General features: G+C 67.6%; 15 protein-coding genes and 1 pseudogene. 7 read left to right on the top strand and 9 right to left on the bottom strand.

Translation table 11 applies throughout. The features are described from left to right. Positions 1–8 precede the first annotated feature (8 nt). The 3 genes and pseudogenes from HRU76_04880 to HRU76_04870 all read right to left on the bottom strand — a co-directional run bounded on the left by HRU76_04880 (position 9) and on the right by HRU76_04870 (position 2,428). Entirely contained in the window at positions 9–149 is a 141-nt protein-coding gene (locus tag HRU76_04880; protein QOJ16957.1) for a hypothetical protein, read from the bottom strand. Between the two features lie 686 nt (positions 150–835). Continuing rightward, positions 836–1,955 (bottom strand): annotated as a pseudogene (locus HRU76_04875) (IS3 family transposase). 56 nt (positions 1,956–2,011) lie between these two features. Further along, entirely contained in the window at positions 2,012–2,428 is a 417-nt protein-coding gene (locus tag HRU76_04870; protein ID QOJ16956.1) for a hypothetical protein, read from the bottom strand. Positions 2,429–2,440: 12 nt separating this feature from the next. On the opposite strand from HRU76_04870, the gene lpxD reads away from it, so the two are divergent. After that, the gene (lpxD, locus tag HRU76_04865; protein QOJ16955.1) at positions 2,441–3,514 is read left to right on the top strand and encodes a UDP-3-O-(3-hydroxymyristoyl)glucosamine N-acyltransferase; all 1,074 of its coding nucleotides are present in this window, start codon (positions 2,441–2,443) and stop codon (positions 3,512–3,514) included. A gap of 36 nt (positions 3,515–3,550) precedes the next feature. Here lpxD and gatA read toward each other — a convergent pair whose 3' ends face one another. After that, positions 3,551–4,999 (bottom strand): Asp-tRNA(Asn)/Glu-tRNA(Gln) amidotransferase subunit GatA, encoded by a 1,449-nt coding sequence (gatA, locus tag HRU76_04860; protein ID QOJ16954.1) that lies wholly within the window; start codon positions 4,997–4,999, stop codon positions 3,551–3,553. A 71-nt stretch (positions 5,000–5,070) separates the two neighbouring features. Further along, positions 5,071–5,454, bottom strand: coding sequence for an Asp-tRNA(Asn)/Glu-tRNA(Gln) amidotransferase subunit GatC (gene gatC / locus HRU76_04855; GenBank protein ID QOJ16953.1), 384 nt, complete (start codon positions 5,452–5,454; stop codon positions 5,071–5,073). Positions 5,455–5,539: 85 nt separating this feature from the next. Here gatC and HRU76_04850 point away from each other — a divergent pair, with 85 nt between their 5' ends. Both HRU76_04850 and HRU76_04845 read left to right on the top strand, forming a co-directional pair. Then, positions 5,540–6,922 carry an HlyD family efflux transporter periplasmic adaptor subunit gene (locus tag HRU76_04850; GenBank protein ID QOJ16952.1) on the top strand — a complete coding sequence of 461 codons (1,383 nt, stop codon included), beginning with the start codon at positions 5,540–5,542 and terminating at the stop codon, positions 6,920–6,922. Continuing rightward, positions 6,919–10,155 carry an efflux RND transporter permease subunit gene (locus tag HRU76_04845; GenBank protein ID QOJ16951.1) on the top strand — a complete coding sequence of 1,079 codons (3,237 nt, stop codon included), beginning with the start codon at positions 6,919–6,921 and terminating at the stop codon, positions 10,153–10,155. The genes HRU76_04850 and HRU76_04845 overlap by 4 nt, the downstream gene beginning before the upstream one ends. A 139-nt stretch (positions 10,156–10,294) precedes the next feature. On the opposite strand, the gene HRU76_04840 is transcribed toward HRU76_04845, so the two are convergent. From HRU76_04840 to HRU76_04825, 4 genes are all read right to left on the bottom strand, one after another. After that, positions 10,295–10,969, bottom strand: coding sequence for a PEP-CTERM sorting domain-containing protein (locus HRU76_04840; protein ID QOJ16950.1), 675 nt, complete (start codon positions 10,967–10,969; stop codon positions 10,295–10,297). A gap of 52 nt (positions 10,970–11,021) precedes the next feature. Beyond that, positions 11,022–11,795: a type II secretion system protein gene (locus HRU76_04835; protein ID QOJ16949.1), complete on the bottom strand. Its 774-nt coding sequence runs from the start codon at positions 11,793–11,795 to the stop codon at positions 11,022–11,024. 129 nt (positions 11,796–11,924) lie between these two features. Further along, positions 11,925–12,323: a hypothetical protein gene (locus HRU76_04830; protein ID QOJ16948.1), complete on the bottom strand. Its 399-nt coding sequence runs from the start codon at positions 12,321–12,323 to the stop codon at positions 11,925–11,927. 261 nt (positions 12,324–12,584) lie between these two features. Then, positions 12,585–14,669 carry an alpha-L-fucosidase gene (locus tag HRU76_04825; GenBank protein QOJ16947.1) on the bottom strand — a complete coding sequence of 695 codons (2,085 nt, stop codon included), beginning with the start codon at positions 14,667–14,669 and terminating at the stop codon, positions 12,585–12,587. 194 nt (positions 14,670–14,863) lie between these two features. Between HRU76_04825 and HRU76_04820 the strand changes: the two genes are divergently transcribed. The 4 genes from HRU76_04820 to HRU76_04805 are packed head-to-tail and all read left to right on the top strand — an operon-like array spanning position 14,864 to position 19,327. Further along, positions 14,864–15,619 (top strand): SDR family oxidoreductase, encoded by a 756-nt coding sequence (locus tag HRU76_04820; GenBank protein ID QOJ19098.1) that lies wholly within the window; start codon positions 14,864–14,866, stop codon positions 15,617–15,619. Positions 15,620–15,651: 32 nt separating this feature from the next. Continuing rightward, positions 15,652–16,797: a substrate-binding domain-containing protein gene (locus tag HRU76_04815; GenBank protein ID QOJ16946.1), complete on the top strand. Its 1,146-nt coding sequence runs from the start codon at positions 15,652–15,654 to the stop codon at positions 16,795–16,797. Between the two features lie 22 nt (positions 16,798–16,819). Next, a complete protein-coding gene (locus tag HRU76_04810; GenBank protein ID QOJ16945.1) occupies positions 16,820–18,319 on the top strand; it encodes a sugar ABC transporter ATP-binding protein in 1,500 nt (499 codons plus the stop codon). Between the two features lie 12 nt (positions 18,320–18,331). Then, positions 18,332–19,327 (top strand): ABC transporter permease, encoded by a 996-nt coding sequence (locus HRU76_04805; GenBank protein QOJ16944.1) that lies wholly within the window; start codon positions 18,332–18,334, stop codon positions 19,325–19,327. Positions 19,328–19,382 lie beyond the last annotated feature (55 nt).

Raw genomic sequence — 19,382 nt, 5'->3', positions numbered from 1 at the left:
GGGGCATTCTACTCGATGGAGGGAGGGGAGTGCGAGAGCAGACGGCGCAGTGCTGTTTTCGGACACAGACGGTCGTACTCGTTGATGAAGACCGCCGTCACAGGTCGCAGGGTCCACTCGCCGGAGGACGGGTCATGGGACCGGACCATCGTGCCGATGGTCACATCGTCGATGCTGTACCGCTGTCGGATTGTTCATCGTCGTTGTCCGGTACCCATTCCCAGTGCTCAAGCGGCTCCAACTCGCCGCCGCATTTGCAGACGTTACCGCCACGCGCTGCGCCCCAGCAACTGGTACAGATTCTTGTCGTGCTCGCTGGCTCTCTGTTCTTGAATGTCAGGTACAGAAGCACAGGGAATACGATCGCTCCTGCACATATCGCTTCGACGATCGTCAGTCGTCGGTGCAGTATCCGCGTCGAGAAGAGCATGAGGAGACACCCGATCAAGATGCTGCCGCATAACGACGTCACGATATCCCCACACAGCCGCGCCGTGCGCCGGTTCTCTCGTAGCTGATGCAACTGATCAGCAGATTTGCGTCGCCACATGCGGTGGTGCTCCCAATTCTGGGTCGTGATCGCGATGCAGTGCCTCCGCGTCGTCATCCTGAACGCGACGACGGTCAGTAATCAATGGATCGATGCAGTTGCCGACGACTTTGCCAAACTCACGCAAGCGCTGGAACGCTGGCCTCCCTGACCTGCCCCCATTTCCTGTACCAGGCCCTATGAGAGTCTGAGGGTGAGGATAGGGGTTGAGGGGATCGACGCTGGCCGGGCCGGAGGGAGGGGCGCAGCCCCGACCGGAGGACCGGCCAGCATCGCCGCGAACGTCGCCGGGGGAACGTACCCCAGCGAGGAGTGCGGCCGGTGATGGTTGTACTCGTTCTTCCACGATGACGCCAGCGCCCTGGCGTCACGCACATCAGTGAACACTTCCGCGTTGAGCAGCTCATCCCGCAGGCGGCCGTGGAAGCTCTCGGCGTAGCCGTTCTCCCACGGGCTGCCGGGCGCGATGTATACGTTCTCCACGCCCGTCAGCTCCGCCAGGCGCCGGAGCGTCGTCGCGATGAACTCCGGACCGTTGTCGCTGCGGATGTGATCCGGAATGCCGCGCGTGGTGAACAGGCCAATCAGAACATCCGCCACGCCGCCCGCCGTCATCGAGCGGTTCACCTCCAGCGCCAGGCACTCTCGCGTGAACTCATCCACCACGCTCAGCCACTTCAGCGCCCCCCCACGTGCATCCGTGTCGTGGATGAAGTCGATGGCCCACACGTGATCCTGGTGCTCCGGGCGGCGCCGCAGGATCCCATTCGCGGAGTGACCCAGACGCCTGCGTTTGTGCTGCTTTTCAGGCACTTTCAGACCCTCCTGCCTCCACAGACGATGGACCCGCTTGCGGTTCACACGCCACCCCTCCAGACGAAGCATCCCCCAGATCATCCGGCAGCCCCGACGCGGATGACGCCGCACCAGTTCGTGCATGCGGCGGACCAGGGGCTCATCGCCGTCCCGCGGGATCGCCGCGTACCGCTGCGTCGAACGCGGCTGGTTCAGCACGCGGCAGACCCGACGCTCGCTCACGCGAGGATCGGTCGGCTGCAGTGTCGCCCGCACGTGCGTCACGACGCACCTCCGACGCGCGGGCGCCCCCCCGCATCCCCCGATGCGGCTTTCCCAGGTAGTCGTTGGCCTCCTTCAGGATCTGGTTGTCGATCGTCAGGTCGGCCACGGCCTTCTTCAGCCGCGCGTTCTCGATCTCCAGTTCCTTCAGACGCCGGGCCTCCTCCGACTTCATCCCGCCATACTGGTTCCGCCAGCGGTTGAACGTCTGTTCGCTGACGCCCAGATGTTGGATGACCTGGGCGATGGAGCGGCCCGCCGCCAGCATGGCGTCCGCCTCACGCAGCTTCGTCACGATCTGTTCCGCCGAATGCCTTGTCCGCTTCATCTTCGAGAGTCTCCGGGGCCAACCCGTGGCCCATCGGGACTCTCATAAGACCTGGATCAGTTTTGGGGGGGCAGGTCAACCCCATACCCGTACAGGTTCATCGAGTCCACGTACCCCGCGGGGTCGCGGTTGAGCCAGCGGAAGGTGACGGCGTCGTAGAACCGGAACCGCACCGCGTACAATCGCGTCGGCTGGTCGTAGCGGTAGCCGGACCAGCCCACGATGCTATCGACGCCACCCCCGGAACCCGGGCCGGGGGTGGAGAGAGCCCCCTTGGGAAGCGCGGCGACCCACGTCGTCCCCCGCAGTGTCTGGTCCGTCGAGTCCACCTCGCCGTCCCGGTCGATGTCCATCTCGGAGCGGTAGGTGGCGCTGGTGATCGGCACGCTGCCGCCCCCGGAAACGATCAGGTCATCCAGCGGGGCGTTGGGCGCGTTTCGATTTCGCTTGACCGCCGTGCGCCGCCGACCCATACTCCACCGCGCATGGCCGGTCCTCTCACGCTTTCGGAACTGGCGGGCAAGATCGGCGCCGAACTGGTCGGCGGCGACGGTGGCCGCGTCGTCGTCGGCTGCGCCTCGATCGAGGCCGCCCGTCCCGATGAGGTGGCGTTTCTCGCCAACGCCAAGTATCTGCAGTATCTGGAGTCCAGCAAGGCCGCCGCGGTGATCGCGGACCCCAGGACGCCCCGGCCCGCGGGGGTGGCGCTGCTGGTGGCGAAGGATCCGTACTTCGCCTTCCGCAACGCGATGATCGAACTGCATGGGTTCCGCGTGCATCCGCCTCCGATGGACGCCCCCCCTACGCCGTCCGGCCCGACCATCAGCCCCCGCGCGGCGGTGCATTCCACGGCGACGATCGGCGAGTGGACGGTGATCCACCCCTTCGCCACGGTGGAGCGGGGAGCGGTCATTGGCGCCCGCTCGGTGCTCTACCCCGGCGCGTACGTGGGGCCGGACAGCCGGGTGGGCGATGACTGCATCCTCTACCCCGGCGTGGCGGTGTACGACCGCTGCATCGTGGGCAACCGCGTCACGCTGCACGCCAACACCGTCATCGGGCAGGACGGGTTCGGCTACGCCACGCACGCGGGGGCGCATCACAAGATTCCACAGCACGGCATCGTGGTCATCGAGGATGACGTGGAACTGGGCGCCGCGTGCGCCATCGAGCGGGCGGCGATGGGCGAAACCCGCATCGGCCAGGGCACCAAGTTCGCCGACCTCATTTCCATCGGGCACGGCACCACCATCGGACGGCATTGCCTGCTGGTGTCGCTGGTGGGCGTGGCGGGTTCGGTGGAGGTGGGCAACTACGTGGTGCTGGGCGGGCAGGTGGGCGTGAGCGGGCACATCTCCATCGGCGACGGCGTGCAGGCGGCGGGCAAGACCGCCATCATCGCCGACACGCCCGCGGGGATGAAGGTGGGCGGCATTCCCGCGGTGGAGTTCAACAAGGCCAAGCGCAACGCGCTGGTGGGCGCGGATCTCTTCGGGCTGGCGAAGAAGGTGCGCGAACTGGAGGAGAAGATCGCGCGGCTGGAAGGCGGCGGGAGGTAGGACGCAGCGACGTTCGAGGGAAGCGGGAATCCGGAATCATCGCGACCGATCCCCAAGCAGTGCCTCCAGCACGCCGGCGGCGTGGAGCAGTCGCTCCTCCTCCATCGCGGGGGCCTGCAACTGCACGCCGATGGGCAGACGCGATCCATCGACATCCGCCCAGCCCGCGGGGATCGACAGGGCGGCCAGACCGGCGATGTTGGCGTTGACGGTGTACACGTCGCCCAGGTACATCGACAACGGGTCGGACTTCTCGCCCAGTCGCCAGGCGGGCGAGGGGGCGGTGGGTCCGAGGATCACGTCGCATGCGTGAAACGCACGGCTGAACTCATCGCGGATGAGGCGGCGCGCCTTGAGCGCGCGGAGGTAGAACTGATCCGCGTACCCCGCGCTGAGCACGTATGTCCCCAGCATGATGCGACGGCGCACCTCCGGTCCGAAGCCCTCGGAGCGGCTGCGCTCGTACAGATCCGTGAGCGCTTCGCCCGGCTGCGGCGCAGCCCGGCGGCCGTACCGGATGCCGTCGTATCGCGCCAGGTTGCTCGAGGCCTCCGCCGCCGCCAGGATGTAATACGTGGCGATGCCGTGATCGGTGAGCGGCAGGTCAATCTCCACGATCGAGGCGCCGGCGCGGCGGCAGCACTCGATGGCGCGGTCGAGGGCCCCGGTGATGGCGGGGTGATTCTCCGGAGAGCGGTGCTGACGGGCCACGCCCACGCGCCAGGGACCGTCCAGCGGCTGCGCGAGCGCAGCGACGGCTCGCGTCGGGGCCAGGTCGGCGCAGGTGGCGTCGAGCGGGTCGCGCCCGGAGATCACGTCGAGCAGGATGGCGGCGTCCTCCACGCAGTGCGTGATGGGGCCGATCTGGTCGAGCGACGACGCGAAGGCGACGAGCCCCCAGCGCGAGACTCGCCCGTACGAGGGCTTGACGCCCACCACGCCGCAGCAGGCCGCCGGCTGTCGCACCGAGCCGCCGGTGTCGGAGCCGAGCGCGGCGGGACAGAGCCAGGCCGCCACCGCCGAGGCGCTCCCGCCGGAGGAGCCGCCCGGCACCCGGTCCGGCGCGTGGGGGTTGCGCACCGGGCCGCAGGCGCAGTGCTCGGTGGAGGAGCCCATGGCGAACTCATCGCAGTTGGTGCGCCCCAGGATGACGGCCCCTTCCCCAAGCAGGCGACTCACCGCGGTGGCGTCGAAAGGGGATCGGTAATGCTCCAGGAAGCGTGACCCCGCCGCGGTCGTGCCCAGCGTGCATGCGATGTTGTCCTTGATGGCGATGGGCACGCCCGCAAGGGCGCCGCCGGATTCCCCGCGTGATAGCCGGGCGTCGATTTCGCCGGCGCGTCGCAGGGCGTCGTCCGCGTAGACCTCGCGGAAGGCGTTGAGCGCGAGGTTGTGCGCCTCGATGCGATCAAGCATGGCCCGCACGACATCGGTGGCGGAAACCGTGCGCGAGGCGATGGCGCGGCGGAGTTGCGCCAGGGTCATCCCCGCGGGACCATCCGGACGGGTGGCGGGGGATTGCGCGGGACTTGCGGCGGAGTTCGCGGGGGGCCTCATCACGACTCGCCCTCGGCGATGACCTTGGGCACGGCGATGAACGGTCCCTCCACCGCCGGGGCGTTGCGCAGGGCCTCCTCGACCGGCAGGGATGGCGACGGCTCATCCGGATCCAGTCGATTCCTGATGGGCGGCGGGTGGGAGAGCGGCTCGACGCCCTCGAGGTCCAGTTCCTCAAGACGCGACATGTGGGCGACGATGGCGGAGAGTTCGACGACCATGGATCGGACCTCGGCGTCGGTCAGCCGCAGCCGGGCCAGTCGGGCGAGACGCTGGACTTCATCAGGTGAGATCGGGGCTTCCACGGTGGAGTGTAGGGGAGAGCCGCGGGCGCCGGGATCGTGAGCGGTCAATCGCGGGATCGGCTGGCGATCGCCTCCCATTCGACCCCTTCCGACCCCCCGCCTAGCGTTTCGACCGGCTGCGCGGCCGGACTGCACCTCGGGGGCGAGAACGGACGGACACCGCATGGCTGGGCGACGATTGGTGGTTCTCTCCATCGTGACGCGGATCGTCGTGTCCCTGGCGGTGGTGGGCGTGGGGTTCGGCGTGTTTCAGGCGTTGTTCCTGACCCGTCCCAAGCCGCCCGAACTGAGGACGGATCTGACCCTGCCGCGCGTGCGCGTGATGCGGACGGCCCTGGTGACGGTGCAGCGACAGTGGACCGGCTTCGGCACCGCCGACGCCATGCTGCGGGCGGATGTCCCGGCGGAGGTGTCGGGCGTGGTGGCGGCCATCGAGCCGGGCGTGCTGGAGGGCAAGCCGGTCGAGGCGGGCCAGCCGCTGATCCGGCTGGATGACGCAGACTACCGGCAGCGACTGGCGGGCATCACGCAGCGACTCAACGAACTCAATGCGGAACTCGAGGCGCTGGACATCGAGGAAAGGGCGTGGACCGATCGCCTGACCTTCGCGCAGACCGATCTGGATGTGGCGCGTCGGGATTACGAGCGCATCCGCACGCTGGTGGAGCAGGGGGACGCGAAGCAGCTGGAACTGGACCGCGTCATCACCGCGCTGCAGGCCGCCCAGCGCGTGGTCACCAGCACGCGCGAGGAAGTGAGCAAGATCGCCCCCCGGCGGCTGCGCTGGCAGGCCCAGCGGGATGGTCTGCTGGCGGAGAAAGCGCTGGCGGAACGGAACGTGGAGCGCTGCCTGATCCGAAGCCCGCTGGCGGGCGTGCTGGAGCGAGTGGACGTCAAGGTCGGCGAGCAGGTGCAGCCGGGCCGGCGCGTGGCGCGGGTGGTGAACCTTGAAAAGATCGAGGTGCCGGTGCGGCTGCCCTCATCGGCGCGGGTCTCGATCCGCGTGGGGGATGAAGCGCAGGTGCTGTCCGCGGGATCGAACGGGGCCTCGAGGGGTGCGTCCGGGGGTGCGTCCGGGGGAGCGTCAGGAGTGCGAACGTGGGGCGGACGAGTGAATCGCATCGGGCCGTCGGACGATCCCGTCACGCGCACCTTTCCCGTGTACATCGAGGTGCTGCAGAATCCGGACGACCCGGCGGCGCTCACGCCAGGCCGGTTCGTGATGGGGCGCATCACCGGGCACGAAGAAGAGCAGCGCGTCGTGGTTCCCCGCGGCGCGGTGGCCAACGACCGCGTCCTGCTGGTGGTGGACGACGTGATCGTGCACCGCGACGTGCTGGTGGCGTACCAGGTGCAACGGCGCTTTCCGCAACTGGGGCTGCCCAGCGAAAACTACTGGGCGGTGCTCAGTGACGGCGTGGAGCCGGGCTCGCTCGTGCTGCTCAACGGCGCGACGGACATTCCCGCCGGAGCGCGGGTGGAGCCAAGCGTCGTCAACGGCGAGTCGCGGCGCGCCGAGGCGCCGGGAGAGGGAGGCGGCCGATGAGTCTGCCCCGCTTCGGCGTGCTCAAGCCGGTGCCGGTGAACCTGCTGATGGCGGCGACCATCATCGCCGGAGCGTGGGCGGCGATCTCGATCACGCGCGAGTTCTTTCCGCGCACGCCCCCCCGCATCATCAACGTCACGCTGCCCTACCCCGGGGCCACGCCCGAGGAGGTGGAGGAGGGGCTGGCGATCAAGGTGGAGGACGCCATCGCCAACCTCGACGAGGTGAAGCAGATGCGCACCACGCTGGCCGAGGGCGGGGGCGGCATCACCGTCGAGCTGCACATGGGCGTGGACACGGACGAGGCCTTGCGCGAGGTGGAGCGCGTGGTGGACTCGCTGCGGGATCTGCCCGCCGAGTCGGAGACGCTGCAGGTCATCAAGTTCCAGCCGCGCCTGCCCGTCATCATGGTCACGGTGTCGGGCGACGCGGGCGAGGCGGCGCTCAAGAAGGCGATTCTCGAGGTGCGCGATGATCTCACCTCGCTGCCCGGCATGGGAGAGGTGGTGGTTTCCGGCGCCCGACGCTACGAGGTGCGCGTGGACGCACGCTACGAGGCCCTGCTGGAGCACGGGCTCTCGCTGCCGCAGGTGGCCGCCGCCGTGCGGGCTTGGATGAACGAGGTGCCGGGGGGAACGGTCCGCACCGAGGCCGGCAACATCCTGGTGCGGACGATGGGCGTGCCCGAGCGGGCCCAGGCGATCCGGCAGATCGTGGTGCAGTCCTCCCCGGACGGTCAGGCGCTGCGCGTGGGCGACGTGGCCACGGTGTCGGAAACCTTCGAGGACGTGGAGAAGTACCGGCGCTTCAACGGCAAGCCGTCGGTCAGTCTGATCGTTTTCAAGGTGGGCGATCAGGACGCGGTGAAGATGGCCAAGATGGTGCGGGCCTACGTGGCGGGCCGCAAGGGCGAGCCCTACGAATCGCGCGGCTTTCAGGCGCTCTTCGACGGTCCCATCCGGGCGGCGCATCAGCTGGGCGCGAGCAGTCGGCATCCGCTTCCGGGCAGCATTCACTCGCACAGCGACCTGGCCCGGTTCATCGAGGGACGCCTCGACCTGCTGTCGCGCAACGCGATTTCCGGCGCGATTCTCGTCTTCCTGACGTTGCTGATCTTCCTGAACTGGCGGGCCGCGCTGTGGGTGTTCACGGGGCTGATGACCGCCGTGTGCGGCACGCTGGTGCTGATGGTGGCCACGGGCGTCACCCTCAACCTGCTCACCATGTTCGGGCTCATCATCGTGCTGGGCATGCTGGTGGATGACGCCATCGTGGTGGCGGAGAACATCCAGACGCGGCATGACCGGGGCGAGACCGCCCTGCAGGCGGCGATCGGGGGCGCGGAGCAGGTGCTCTGGCCGGTCTGCGCCACGGTGAGCACCACCATCGTGGCCTTCCTGCCCCTCATGTTCATCCGAGGGCAGATCGGCGACCTGCTGGGCGCGCTGCCCATGGTGGTCACCTGCGCCCTGCTGATGAGTCTGCTCGAGTCCGTCCTGATTCTGCCAAGCCACATGGGGCACACGCTGGCCAAGCGCGACCGGGCGAAGCCCTCACGCTGGGCTGGGGCGTTCCGGGCGTTTGAACGCCGCCGCGACCGCCTGATCGACAACGTGATCGCGCCGGCCTTCGGGCGACTGCTGAACCTGTCGTTGCGATTCCGCTACATCAGCGCCTCCGTCGCGCTGGCGACGCTGCTGGTGTCGATCGGTCTGTTCGCGGGGGGGCGGGTCCACTTCATCTTCCTCGGCGAGTCGGATGCGGAAACCCTGGTGGTGGACATCCGGCTGCCGATCGGCAGCCCCATCAGCGAGACGGAAACGGTGGTGCGGGCCATCGAGCAGGCGGCCGGGGCCATGCCCGAGGTCGTCTCCGTCAGCGCCATCGTGGGCGAGCGGCAGAACGTGGAGACGGGCGTCACCGACGTGGCCTCTTCGCACCTGGCGCAGATGTACATCGAACTGGTGCCCGTCGAGGCGCGCGACAAGCAGAGCTCCGAAGTCATCGCCGCCATCCGCGCCGCCACCGAGGGCAGGGTGGGGGCGGCGGACTCGGTTCGTTACTCCGAGATCAGCGGCGGACCGGGCGGCGCGGACATCACCATCGAGGTGACGGGCACGCAGCCGCGGGAAATCTCCGCGGCGGCGGACGCCATCGTCGATCGGCTGCGGCGCACGCCGGGCGTCTTTGACGTGGCGGACGACGAGTACACGGGGCAGCGGGAGATCCGCTTCACGCTCAAGCCGGGCGCCGCGGCCCTGGGGTTCACCAACGAGAACGTGGCCCTGCAGGTGCGCGGGGCGCTCTACGGCATCGACGCTCACACTTTCGCCGCCGACCGCGAAGACATCGACGTGCGCGTGCGTCTGGACGAGGCCGCGCGGCGCAACCTGGGCGTGATCGAGAACCTGTGGGTCATCAGCCCGACGGGCGCGGCCGTGCCGCTCGTGGAAATCGCCGACATCGAGGAAAGCAGCAGCTACGCCTCGATCAAGCGACTGGATCGGCGTCGGGTGGTGACGGTGACCGCCGACTGCGCGCCCGGGCTCAGCCCGGAAGAAGTCATGGCCGGCTTCTCCTTCGAGGAGATTCAGGGCCAGTTCCCCGGCGTTCGCATCCTCACGGGCGGGCGCCAGCGCAACTTCGCCGAGGCCTTCGGCTCGCTGCCCATCGGCTTCGCCGCGGCGCTGGTGATGATCTACGTCATCCTGGCCTGGCTCTTCGGCAGCTACGTGCAGCCGCTGGCGGTGATGACGGCCATTCCCTTCGGGGTGATCGGGGTGATCTGGGGGCACTATCTGCTGGGCATCGAGCTGACGTTCCTCAGTCTCATCGGCTTCGTGGCCCTCTCCGGCGTGGTGGTGAACGACTCGCTCATCCTGGTGGAGTATTACAATCACCTGCGGCGCGAGGGTCACCCGCTGCGCGAGGCGCTGGTCATGGCGGGCGTGCGCCGCCTGCGGCCGATCTTCCTGACCACGGTGACCACGGTGCTGGGGCTGACGCCGCTCATGCTGGAGCAGTCATTCCAGGCCCGGTTCCTCATTCCGATGGCGGTGGCGATTTCCTTCGGCCTGATGAGCGCCACGGTGCTGATCCTGATGGTGCTGCCCTGCCTGATCGTCATCATCGATGACCTGGCGGCGGCGGCGCACTTCCTGTGGCACGGCGAAACACGGGCGGCGCGGCGCCAGCGCGAGGGACTCCCCGTCGCCCCCGTGGCGACGGAGTAGACGCCCGCTCCGATCGCGATGGAGCGGCGCGGTGACGTTCCGATGAAATGCGGGCGAACGCCCTTCGACGCTCGCCCACGCGTGGCGCCGATCGCGCCGCCCCCTCTTGACCTCGAACGGCGCGTCGGTGACGTCTGGATCAACGTCGTCGTCGGCGACCCATTGTCATGGCGCCGGCCGCGAGCATCGCCAGCGCGCCCGGAGCGGGCACGAGGTTCGCCCGCGCCCACTCGATCGCCGCCTCGTGCTCCACCTCGTTTTCGTTGAAGTTGAACACGATCCAGAAGGGCCGGGAGTTCTGGATGGCGGCGGATTCATGCCAGAGGTCGAGTTGCAGCAGATAGATTCCGGCGTCGTTCTCGGTCACGCCATTGAGCGTGAAGCCGAGGTGGCGGTGCCACCCGCCCTGTCCGCTGGTGAGCAGTCCGAACCCGGCGACGAAGCCGGTGGACGTGGTGCGCTGCAGCGAACCGAAACTGATGGTCAGCGTTTCCGCCGCCAGGTCGAAACCATCGCCGTTCCACACGCGCAGGGCATCAAGGATGTTGAACCCGAGGAGCGTCGATGCTGGAAAGGCGCCGTCCTCGGCGTCGAAGCCGGGGTTGGTGGTGAAGTTGAAGACGCCGGTGTCGCCGAACTCGCCGCTGAAGACGCGATTGGGAGCGAAGTTGTCCGTCTCGGACCCGGTGACGATGCGGCTGTCGCCGTCGAGTTGCAGCAGAATGTCGCCCGCGTGTCCCCCTCCGCCCGCCAGGGCGGGTTGTGAGCCGATCGACAGCGCGGAGACAGCCAGGAACGAAATCATGCGAAGCATGGATGAAGACCTTTCTTGTTCGTGATGAAGAACTGAAAACGAATCGCGCGGCCTACTGGCGCATGGCCTTGCGGACCGCGAAGAGGTGGGCGACCGCCGGATCGAATCGATTCATCTCCGGGGTCACGTACACCTCGCCGAACTTCGCCGTCTCCACGTGCCCGTCGAGGAAGCCGTAGTTCGTCACGGCGTCGCCCGACCGGGGCTTGCCGCCGTGCAATCCGATGGCCACCTGGTTGGACGCCAGCACAGGCGAGGCCCCGGGATTGCCGGGAACGAACCAGTTCTCGACGTGCGGGTGGTCGGCCCCGGCGTACTCGCCTTCCAGCGCCATGATGACGAAGTGAACCGTCTGTACGTGGTTCTTCACCGTGTGCAGGCGGTCGTACACCTTGACGGGATCGGCGGGCACGCTGCGCGAAAGGAAGTTGTTCACGCCGTAACTGGTGCGGCGGAATGTGTCGGTCGTGCCTTCGATCGGCAGACCCATGCCGCCCTGATCGGCGGGCCAGTGAGGGCTGTTGTCGGCGGGTGATCGCAGCAGCAGCGGGGAGTCGTAGTACTCCTGGAGCGTGTTGACCCAGGTCACTTCCTCGTCGCCGTGCCCGCCTCCGTGGTCAAGCCCCACGTCGATGAACCAGCCGTCGTTGGCCTGCAGGTACATCCAGTGCGCCATCTGCAGGTTGCGCATGTTGCTGACGCACCTGGCCGACAGGGCCGAGGCGCGCACCTTGGCGAAGACCGGCAGGAGGATGCCGGTGAGCAGGGCGAGAATGGCCATGACGACCAGCAGCTCGACCAGCGTGAAACCGCGCGGGCGGATCATGTGGATTCCTCTCGAAACGGGATGATGCGTGCGTGGAAACGGCGTCGCCATGTCGGAACATCGCCGTCGCCCGCCCCGGGATGGGGCCAGCGACATGACGAGGTCTCGATCAGGTGGCGACGAAGAGCATCAGCCCAGCACGGGAGGCCCGCGGGCGGAAACGTCAGCAGGTGCGTCATTCACCACCAGCAAGGCGGCGAACACGCGGAGCGTTCCAGCGGGCAAAGGTGCCATCAACCCGGCGGCATGACCCGGAAGCGACATCGCCGCCACGGCGAGCATCTGGCAAAGTGGACAATCTGCGTGATCTGGAGAATCTTGAGGGGGCTCGGATGGATAGGGGACATCCGGCGAGTCATGATCCAGCGACCTCGAGCACACGCCGTGATCGTGATGGTGGTGGATCGAAACGTGACCTGAGTCCGACCCGGTACCATGGGCCTGAGTCACGTGCAGCGCGCGGAACCCACCCGTGCCTGCCAGCAGGATCACCAGAGCCGTCAGAATGCGGGTGATCAGCGAGTGCATGGAATCCAGTGGTCTACCGCGTCGGCAGCGGGCCGTTTCAATGGGTTGGATGCGCGGCGGACGCGCTGGTTTCCGGGATCGCCGAGGAACCTGCCGCCCACGGAAAAACGGGCCCGCGTCCGGTCCCTCGGAAACCGGAGGCGTAGCCCGTTTCAAAGCTCCTCTCCCCGCCCACGTATTCGCACAAGGGTCTGGAGTCGTTACGCCTTGTGGGCGAACACATTATGCGATTGGTTCGACGCCGCTGCGCCACCGCCACCGTCAATGAGACAGGGCGGTGGCGGGGACGTCCTTCAGCGACCCCCCAAGCGGCGCCCAGCGAAGGACAAGTTCCTCGCCCCCCGTCTTGTTGAACCACTCAACGGTGATTCGATGCGCGCCCTGTGCCAGCGCCACCGTGCCCCGGCGTTCCAGCACGCCATGCAGTCCGTCGTTATCCAGCACCCAGTCGCCGATGGTGAGTCGTGAGCCGTCGTCCGAAACAAGGGCGAACTCGTAGACGTCGTCTTCCGGCACGCTGATGTAGCCGGTGAAGCGGTATCCCGCGCGCTCGCCCGCGCCGCCGCGCGGCAGCGACACCGAGGGGACCGTGTCGGCGTTCACGACGGGCAGGCCCGAAAAGTTGGGCAGGCGATCCCAATCGCCCTGGAACCGCTCGCGTTTCAGGCCCGGTGCGGTGCGTCCGACGGGAACGGCCGCGCGGGGCGTGGCCCGCTCGAAGGTGCGCTCCGTGACGCCGGAAACGGGCTTGCCGCGATGGAACGTGCGGGCCTTGATCGTCGTGGAGGCGTCGATCAGCAGGGGCTTCTCGAACCGGGGCGACGAGGCGTCCGGCGTCGAACCGTCGCGCGTGTAGCGAATTTCCAGTTCCGGCGAACCGGCCGTCATGTTCACCGGCATGGGCCGCACGAAGATCGGTCCCGGCGCGGTGATGGTGGGCGGGTCGTACACCACCGGCGCGCCGATGATCTCCAGCGCGATCGTGGTGCAGATGGCGTCCGGGGCGGCGGCGGGCAGCGAGATCACCACGTCCGACTCCGCGCGGGCCACCTTCAGTTCACTGTCCGGGGCGGCAAGAAGCCGGGCGCGGCGCACCTCGTTGCCCAGCCCCGGCACGATGAGCCGGCCGTTCCCGGGCCAGTCGAAGACGTGCAGGTAGAGCGTGGCGGCGTCGCCGTTATGCTTGACCGTGCAGCGGCCCCAGTCCAGGTGCTGAAAGGGCGTGGCGGTCGTGCCGTGGATCGACTCGCCGTTGATTCTCATCCACGCGCCCATGTCGCGCAGCCGGTCGATGGATTCCTGCGGGAACGTGCCATCGGCCTTGGGGCCGACGTTGAGCAGAAAGTTGCCCCCCTTGGAAGCGATGTCCACGAGTTTGCGGATGAGGTCTTCGCTGGTCTTCCAGTTGTGATCGTGCTTGTTGTACCCCCAGTGGTCGTTCATGGTCATGCAGGTTTCCCAATCGACGCCGGGGAATCCGGTTTCGGGGATTTCCTGCTCGGGCGTGCCGAACTCGCCCTTGTACTTGCCGGGGTCGGTGGTCATACCCGCCATGCCGGCGCGTCCCTTGTCGACGCGGTTGTTGACGATGGTGGCGGGGGAGATGCGCTTGACGTGCTCGTAGAGCGCCACGCCGTGCTCGTGCGTCCACGTGTTCTCCCATTCGCCGTCGAACCACATGACGCCGATATGGCCGTAGTTGGCGAGCAGCTCCTCCACCTGCTTGTGCAGGTACTCGCGGAAGCGGGTGAAGTCGGCGCCTTCGGCGGAGCGCTGCTCCCACCCCCGGCGGGGCAGGTAGTCCGGGTGATGCCAGTCCATGATGGAGTGGTACCAGCAGATGGTCAGCCCATGCCGGCGGCAGGCGTCGGCCAGCTCCTTCATGATGTCGCGCCGGAAGGGCGTGGCCATGATGTCGTAGTCCGACACCTTCGAGTCGAAGAGCGCGAAGCCGTCATGATGCTTGCTGGTGATGACGATGTACTTCATCCCCGCGTCCCTGGCGATGCGGCACCACTCGTCGGCGTCGAACTGGACGGGGTTGAACTGGGGGACGAACTGCTCGTACTGCTCGACGGGAATCTGCGCCGTGTGCATGATCCACTCGCCGTGGTAGCGGGCCGCGCCCCACTCCCCGGCGGGAATCGCGTACAGCCCCCAGTGAATGAACAGTCCGAAGCGGGCTTCGCGCCACCACTGCATGTGGTCGTCGTCTGTCACGGGTTGCGTTTCGTGTGCGGAGGCGCCGGTGTTGCTGGAGGCGGCGTGGTCGAGAGGCGCCGACATCGTCACCCACGGGGCGAGGAGCAGGGCGGGGACGGCCAGCGCGTGGGTGATGCGTCGCATGGGATTCCTCCGAAGGGGGCGGGGACGCCCAGTCTACTGGCAGGCGGGGACGCCTGCCCCACCGAGGTATCTCGCGATTCTAACCCATGCACTCCCCTGAGCCCCGTGGTATGCTGCCCGTCCGCACACGATCCGCACGGGGACTCCACCGCATGACGACAACGCCGATGCAGCAGACCGATCCCATGACCGCCCTGCGTTTTTCGCTCAAGGGTCGCGTGGCCCTTGTCACGGGCAGCAGCAAGGGGCTGGGCAAGGCCATGGCCATGGCCCTCGGCGCCGCCGGCGCCAGAGTGGCGATCAACTACCAGAACAGCGAGGCGCACGGCCGGGCGGCGTTTGAGGAGTTCCAGTCCCGCGGATATGAGGGCGGACTCTTCCGCGGCAACGTGGTGGATGAGGCGGACACCAACCGGCTCATCCGCGCCATCGGCGAGCAGCTGGGTCCGGTGGACATTCTCATCATCAACGCCACGCCCGACCAGCCGCACAAGCCCATCGAGCATTACGACTGGACCTTCTACCAGTCGATGCTGGACTTCTTCATCAGGAGTCCGTATCTGCTTACGCGTGCGGCGCTGCCGCACATGAAGAAGCAGCGCTGGGGGCGGATCATCAACATCGGGTCGGAGGTGTTCCAGCGGGGAGTCGGCAACTTCAGCGCCTACGTCGCCGCCAAGGGCGGTCAGAACGGCTGGACGCGCTCCATGGCCACGGAACTGGCGCCGCACAACATTACGGTCAACATGATCTCGCCCGGCTGGATTCCCGTGGAGCGTCACGCCAACGACCCCCAGGCGGAGAAGGACGCCTACAAGGCGCTCATCCCCATGCGTCGCTGGGGCGTGCCGGAGGATGTGGCGGGGGCGGCGGTGTTCCTCGCCTCCGACGCGGCGTCGTTCATCACCGGGCAGAACCTCTGCATCAACGGCGGCATGACGGTCGCCTGATCTGGGTGGGGCCAAACACGAGGAGACGGACCATGCGGGACATCGTGCGACTGGGCGTGCTGCTGGCGATTGGCGCGGCGCTGGGACTGGCCGGGTGCAACGGCGGAGGAAGCGGGGATTCATCGGGCGGCGGCGCCTCGACCGGCGGGGGATCGTCGCGCCCGCCCGTCAAGGTCGTCGCCTTCGATGAGAACCGCATGGTGCTTCAGGGCATCCGCGACGAAACCGTCGTCGGAACCGTGGTGCAGAACCCGTACATGTACGGCTACCGCTCCATCGAGGTGCTCAACGAGATCCACAAGGGCAACAGGAGCGTCATTCCCGCCAACGGCTTCATCGACATCCCCGCGCGCGTGGTCATGAAGTTCGGCGGCGGCGACAGGTTCTTCGGCGCCGAGATCGTGGACGTAGACGAGTTCGAGCAGGATCTCAACGCCAAACTGACCGGGAGCGGCTCGGCCTCGGGCGGCGCGGGGGGCGGATCGTCCGGCGGCGCCAGGCCGCGCTTCGCCTTCGTCACCAACGGCGTCGCCGACTTCTGGACCATCGCCAAGGCCGGCGCCGAGCAGGCGGGCAAGGACTACAACGTCGAAGTCACCGTCATCATGCCCAGCGGCATCACCGATCAGACGCGCAAAATCGAGGATCTGCTCTCGCGCGGGACCGACGGCATCGCCATCAGCCCCATCAACCCCGACAACCAGGGCGACGTGCTCAACAACGCGGCCTCGAAGAAACCCCTCATCACGCACGATTCCGACGCGCCCAACAGCGATCGTCTCGTGTACATCGGCATGGACAACTACACCGCGGGCTACCTGTGCGGGAAGATGACGCGGCAGGCGATTCCCGACGGCGGCAAGGTGATGATCTTCATCGGACGCCTCGATCAGGACAACGCCAAGCGCCGACGCCAGGGCTGCATCGACGGGCTGCTGGGCCGCGAGCCCGACCCGTCGCGCAACGACCCGGTGGATCAGATCATCCGCAGCGATGACGGGCGATTCGAGATTCTCGGCACCATGACTGACAACTTCGACCGGGCCAAGGCCAAGGCCAACGCCGAGGACGCCATCACCCGCAACCCGGACCTGGCGGCGATGGTGGGGCTGTTCGAGTACAACCCGCCGCTCATCATGGAGGCGCTGGACAAGGTCGGCCGCCTGAAGGCGAAGTGACCGGCGCCTTGTGCGATCCGACATGCTGCACGTTCGCTCCGTCTCCAAGCAGTTCCCCGGTGTGCGCGCGCTGCAGGAGGTGTCGCTGTCGCTCGGGCGCGGCGAGGTGCTGGCCATCGTCGGTGAAAACGGCGCGGGCAAAAGCACGCTGATGAAGATCCTCGCCGGCGTGCTCACGCCCGACGCCGGTGAACTGGTGCTGGACGATGAGCCCCTTCGGCTGGAAGGCCCGCGTCACGCCATCGAACGCGGCATCGCGCTGATTCACCAGGAACTCAACCTCGCCGACAATCTGGACGTGGCGGCCAATATCTTCCTCGGACGCGAGCCGCGCAAGGCGCCGGGATGGATCGACCGGAGACGGCTGGAATCGGAGGCGGCGACGTGGCTTCAAGCGGTGGGGCTGGACGTTCCGCCGCGCACCATCGCAGGGGCCCTGTCGATCGGTCGAAGGCAGATGGTGGAGATCGCCAAGGCGCTCTCCACGCATGCGAGGATCATCATCATGGATGAGCCGACCTCGTCGCTCACGCAGCACGAGGCGCTCACGCTCTTCGGCGTGGTGCGCGGCCTGAAGGCGCGGGGCGTGGGCGTGATCTACATCTCCCACCGGCTCGGCGAAGTCACCGAACTGGCCGATCGCGTCGTCGTGCTGCGCGACGGACGCAACGCGGGTGAACTGGGCCGGAGCGAGATCACGCACGACGCCATGGTGCGTCTGATGGTGGGGCGCGACGTGTCGCAGATCTACAACCACGCTCCCGGAACGCCGGGCGGGCCCGCGCTGCGCGTGCGCGACCTGCGCACGCCCGCGCATCCCGCGCGCCCCGTGTCGTTCGACCTTCGTGCGGGCGAGATCGTCGGGCTGGCCGGTCTGGTCGGGGCTGGGCGGACGGAACTGCTGGAGACGATCTTCGGCATCACCCCCGCCGTGGGGGGGATGGTCCAGGTCGGCGCGGGTGAAGCCGCGCCGCCGTTTTCGCACCCGCTGGCGGCGATTCAGGCCGGGCTGGGACTGGCGCCGGAGGATCGCAAGCAGGCGGGGCTGATCCTGGAGATGAGCGTGCGCGACAACCTCGCCCTGGCCTCGCTGCGGCGCGATTGCCATCCGGGCGGGTTTCTCAACCGGGCCTCAGCGCTCAGGCAATGCGGCGAGATGATCCGCATCCTGTCCATCCGCACGCCGCACCAGCGGCAACAGGCGCAGTATCTTTCCGGCGGCAATCAGCAGAAGATCGTGCTGGGCAAGTGGCTGCAGATGAACCCGCGCGTGCTGCTGCTGGATGAGCCGACGCGCGGCATCGACGTGGGGGCGAAGCAGGAGATCTACCGACTCATGGAGGAACTGGCGGCGCGCGGCGTGGCGATTCTCTTCGCCTCCAGCGAAATGGAGGAGGTTCTCAGCATGTCCGACCGCGCCCTGGTGATGCACGAGGGGCGAATCACGGGTGAATTGTCGCGCGGGGAACTCTCGGAGCAGGCGGTGATCGGGCTGATGACAGGCCAGGCGAAGGCGGCGTAGCAAAGGGCGCGGATGAAGAAGATTCTCGGCATCCTGGGACTGTTGATCGCGATCTGCCTGTTCACGGCGATCTCGAGCGATCGCTTTCTCCTGATGGGCAACGTCGAGAACCTGGTGCACCGCACGTCGCTGTTCGGCATCCTCGCCATCGGGGCGGCGTTCGTCATCATCACGGGCGGGATCGACCTCTCCATCGGTTCGATGGTCTGCCTCGTGGGCGTGCTGCTGCCGTGGCTGTTGACGAAACAGGGCTGGCCCGTCGGCGCCGCGGTGCCGACGGTGCTGGGCATGTCGCTGCTCATCGGCATGACGCACGGCCTGCTGGTGACGCGGCTGAAGCTGCAACCCTTCGTGGTCACGCTGTGCGGCCTGTTGCTCTACCGGGGCTTGGCGCGCGGGCTGACGGGCGACCAATCGCAGGGCTTCGGCATGGGCTTCAAGGAACTGCGGTCCATCGCCAACGGGCGCGTGCCACTCTTCGGCGGCGGGGAAGGGGTCTTTCAACTCCCGGCCAGTTTCATCACGCTGGCGGTGGTTGGGGTGCTGGCGTGGGTGTTTCTGACATGCACCATCTGGGGGCGATACCTGCTGGCCCTCGGTCGCAACGAACAGGCGGCCCGCTACAGCGGTATCCGCACCGAGCGGATGACCGTGCTGGCGTACACCATCTGCTCCGGCCTGGCGGGGTTGGGCGGCATGCTGTTCGTGCTGGACATCAACGCCGCGCAGCCCTCGGACTTCGGCAACTTCTACGAGCTCTACGCCATCGCCGCCGCAGTGCTGGGGGGGTGCTCGCTGCGCGGAGGCGAAGGGTCCATTCCGGGGGTGGTCATCGGGGCGGCGGTGATGGTGGTGCTCTCCAACACCATCAACCTGGTCTTCCCGCGGTATCAGAACGTGGAATTCGCCATCATCGGAGCGGTCATCCTGGCGGGAGTGATCGTGGATGAACTGGTCAAGCGGGCCGTGGCGCGACGGCGGGCGCGAATGGCGCGGGGCGGCGGATAGAGCAGGAACGGGGGCTGCCAGCTATCGGCCGTCGGCCATCATCCGTTAGGCGAAG

It is taken from the genome of Phycisphaeraceae bacterium (assembly GCA_015709595.1).
Classification (GTDB): domain Bacteria; phylum Planctomycetota; class Phycisphaerae; order Phycisphaerales; family SM1A02; genus CAADGA01.
The sequence above is the reverse complement of the archived record's forward strand: the minus strand, read 5'-3'. Positions and strand labels throughout refer to the sequence as shown.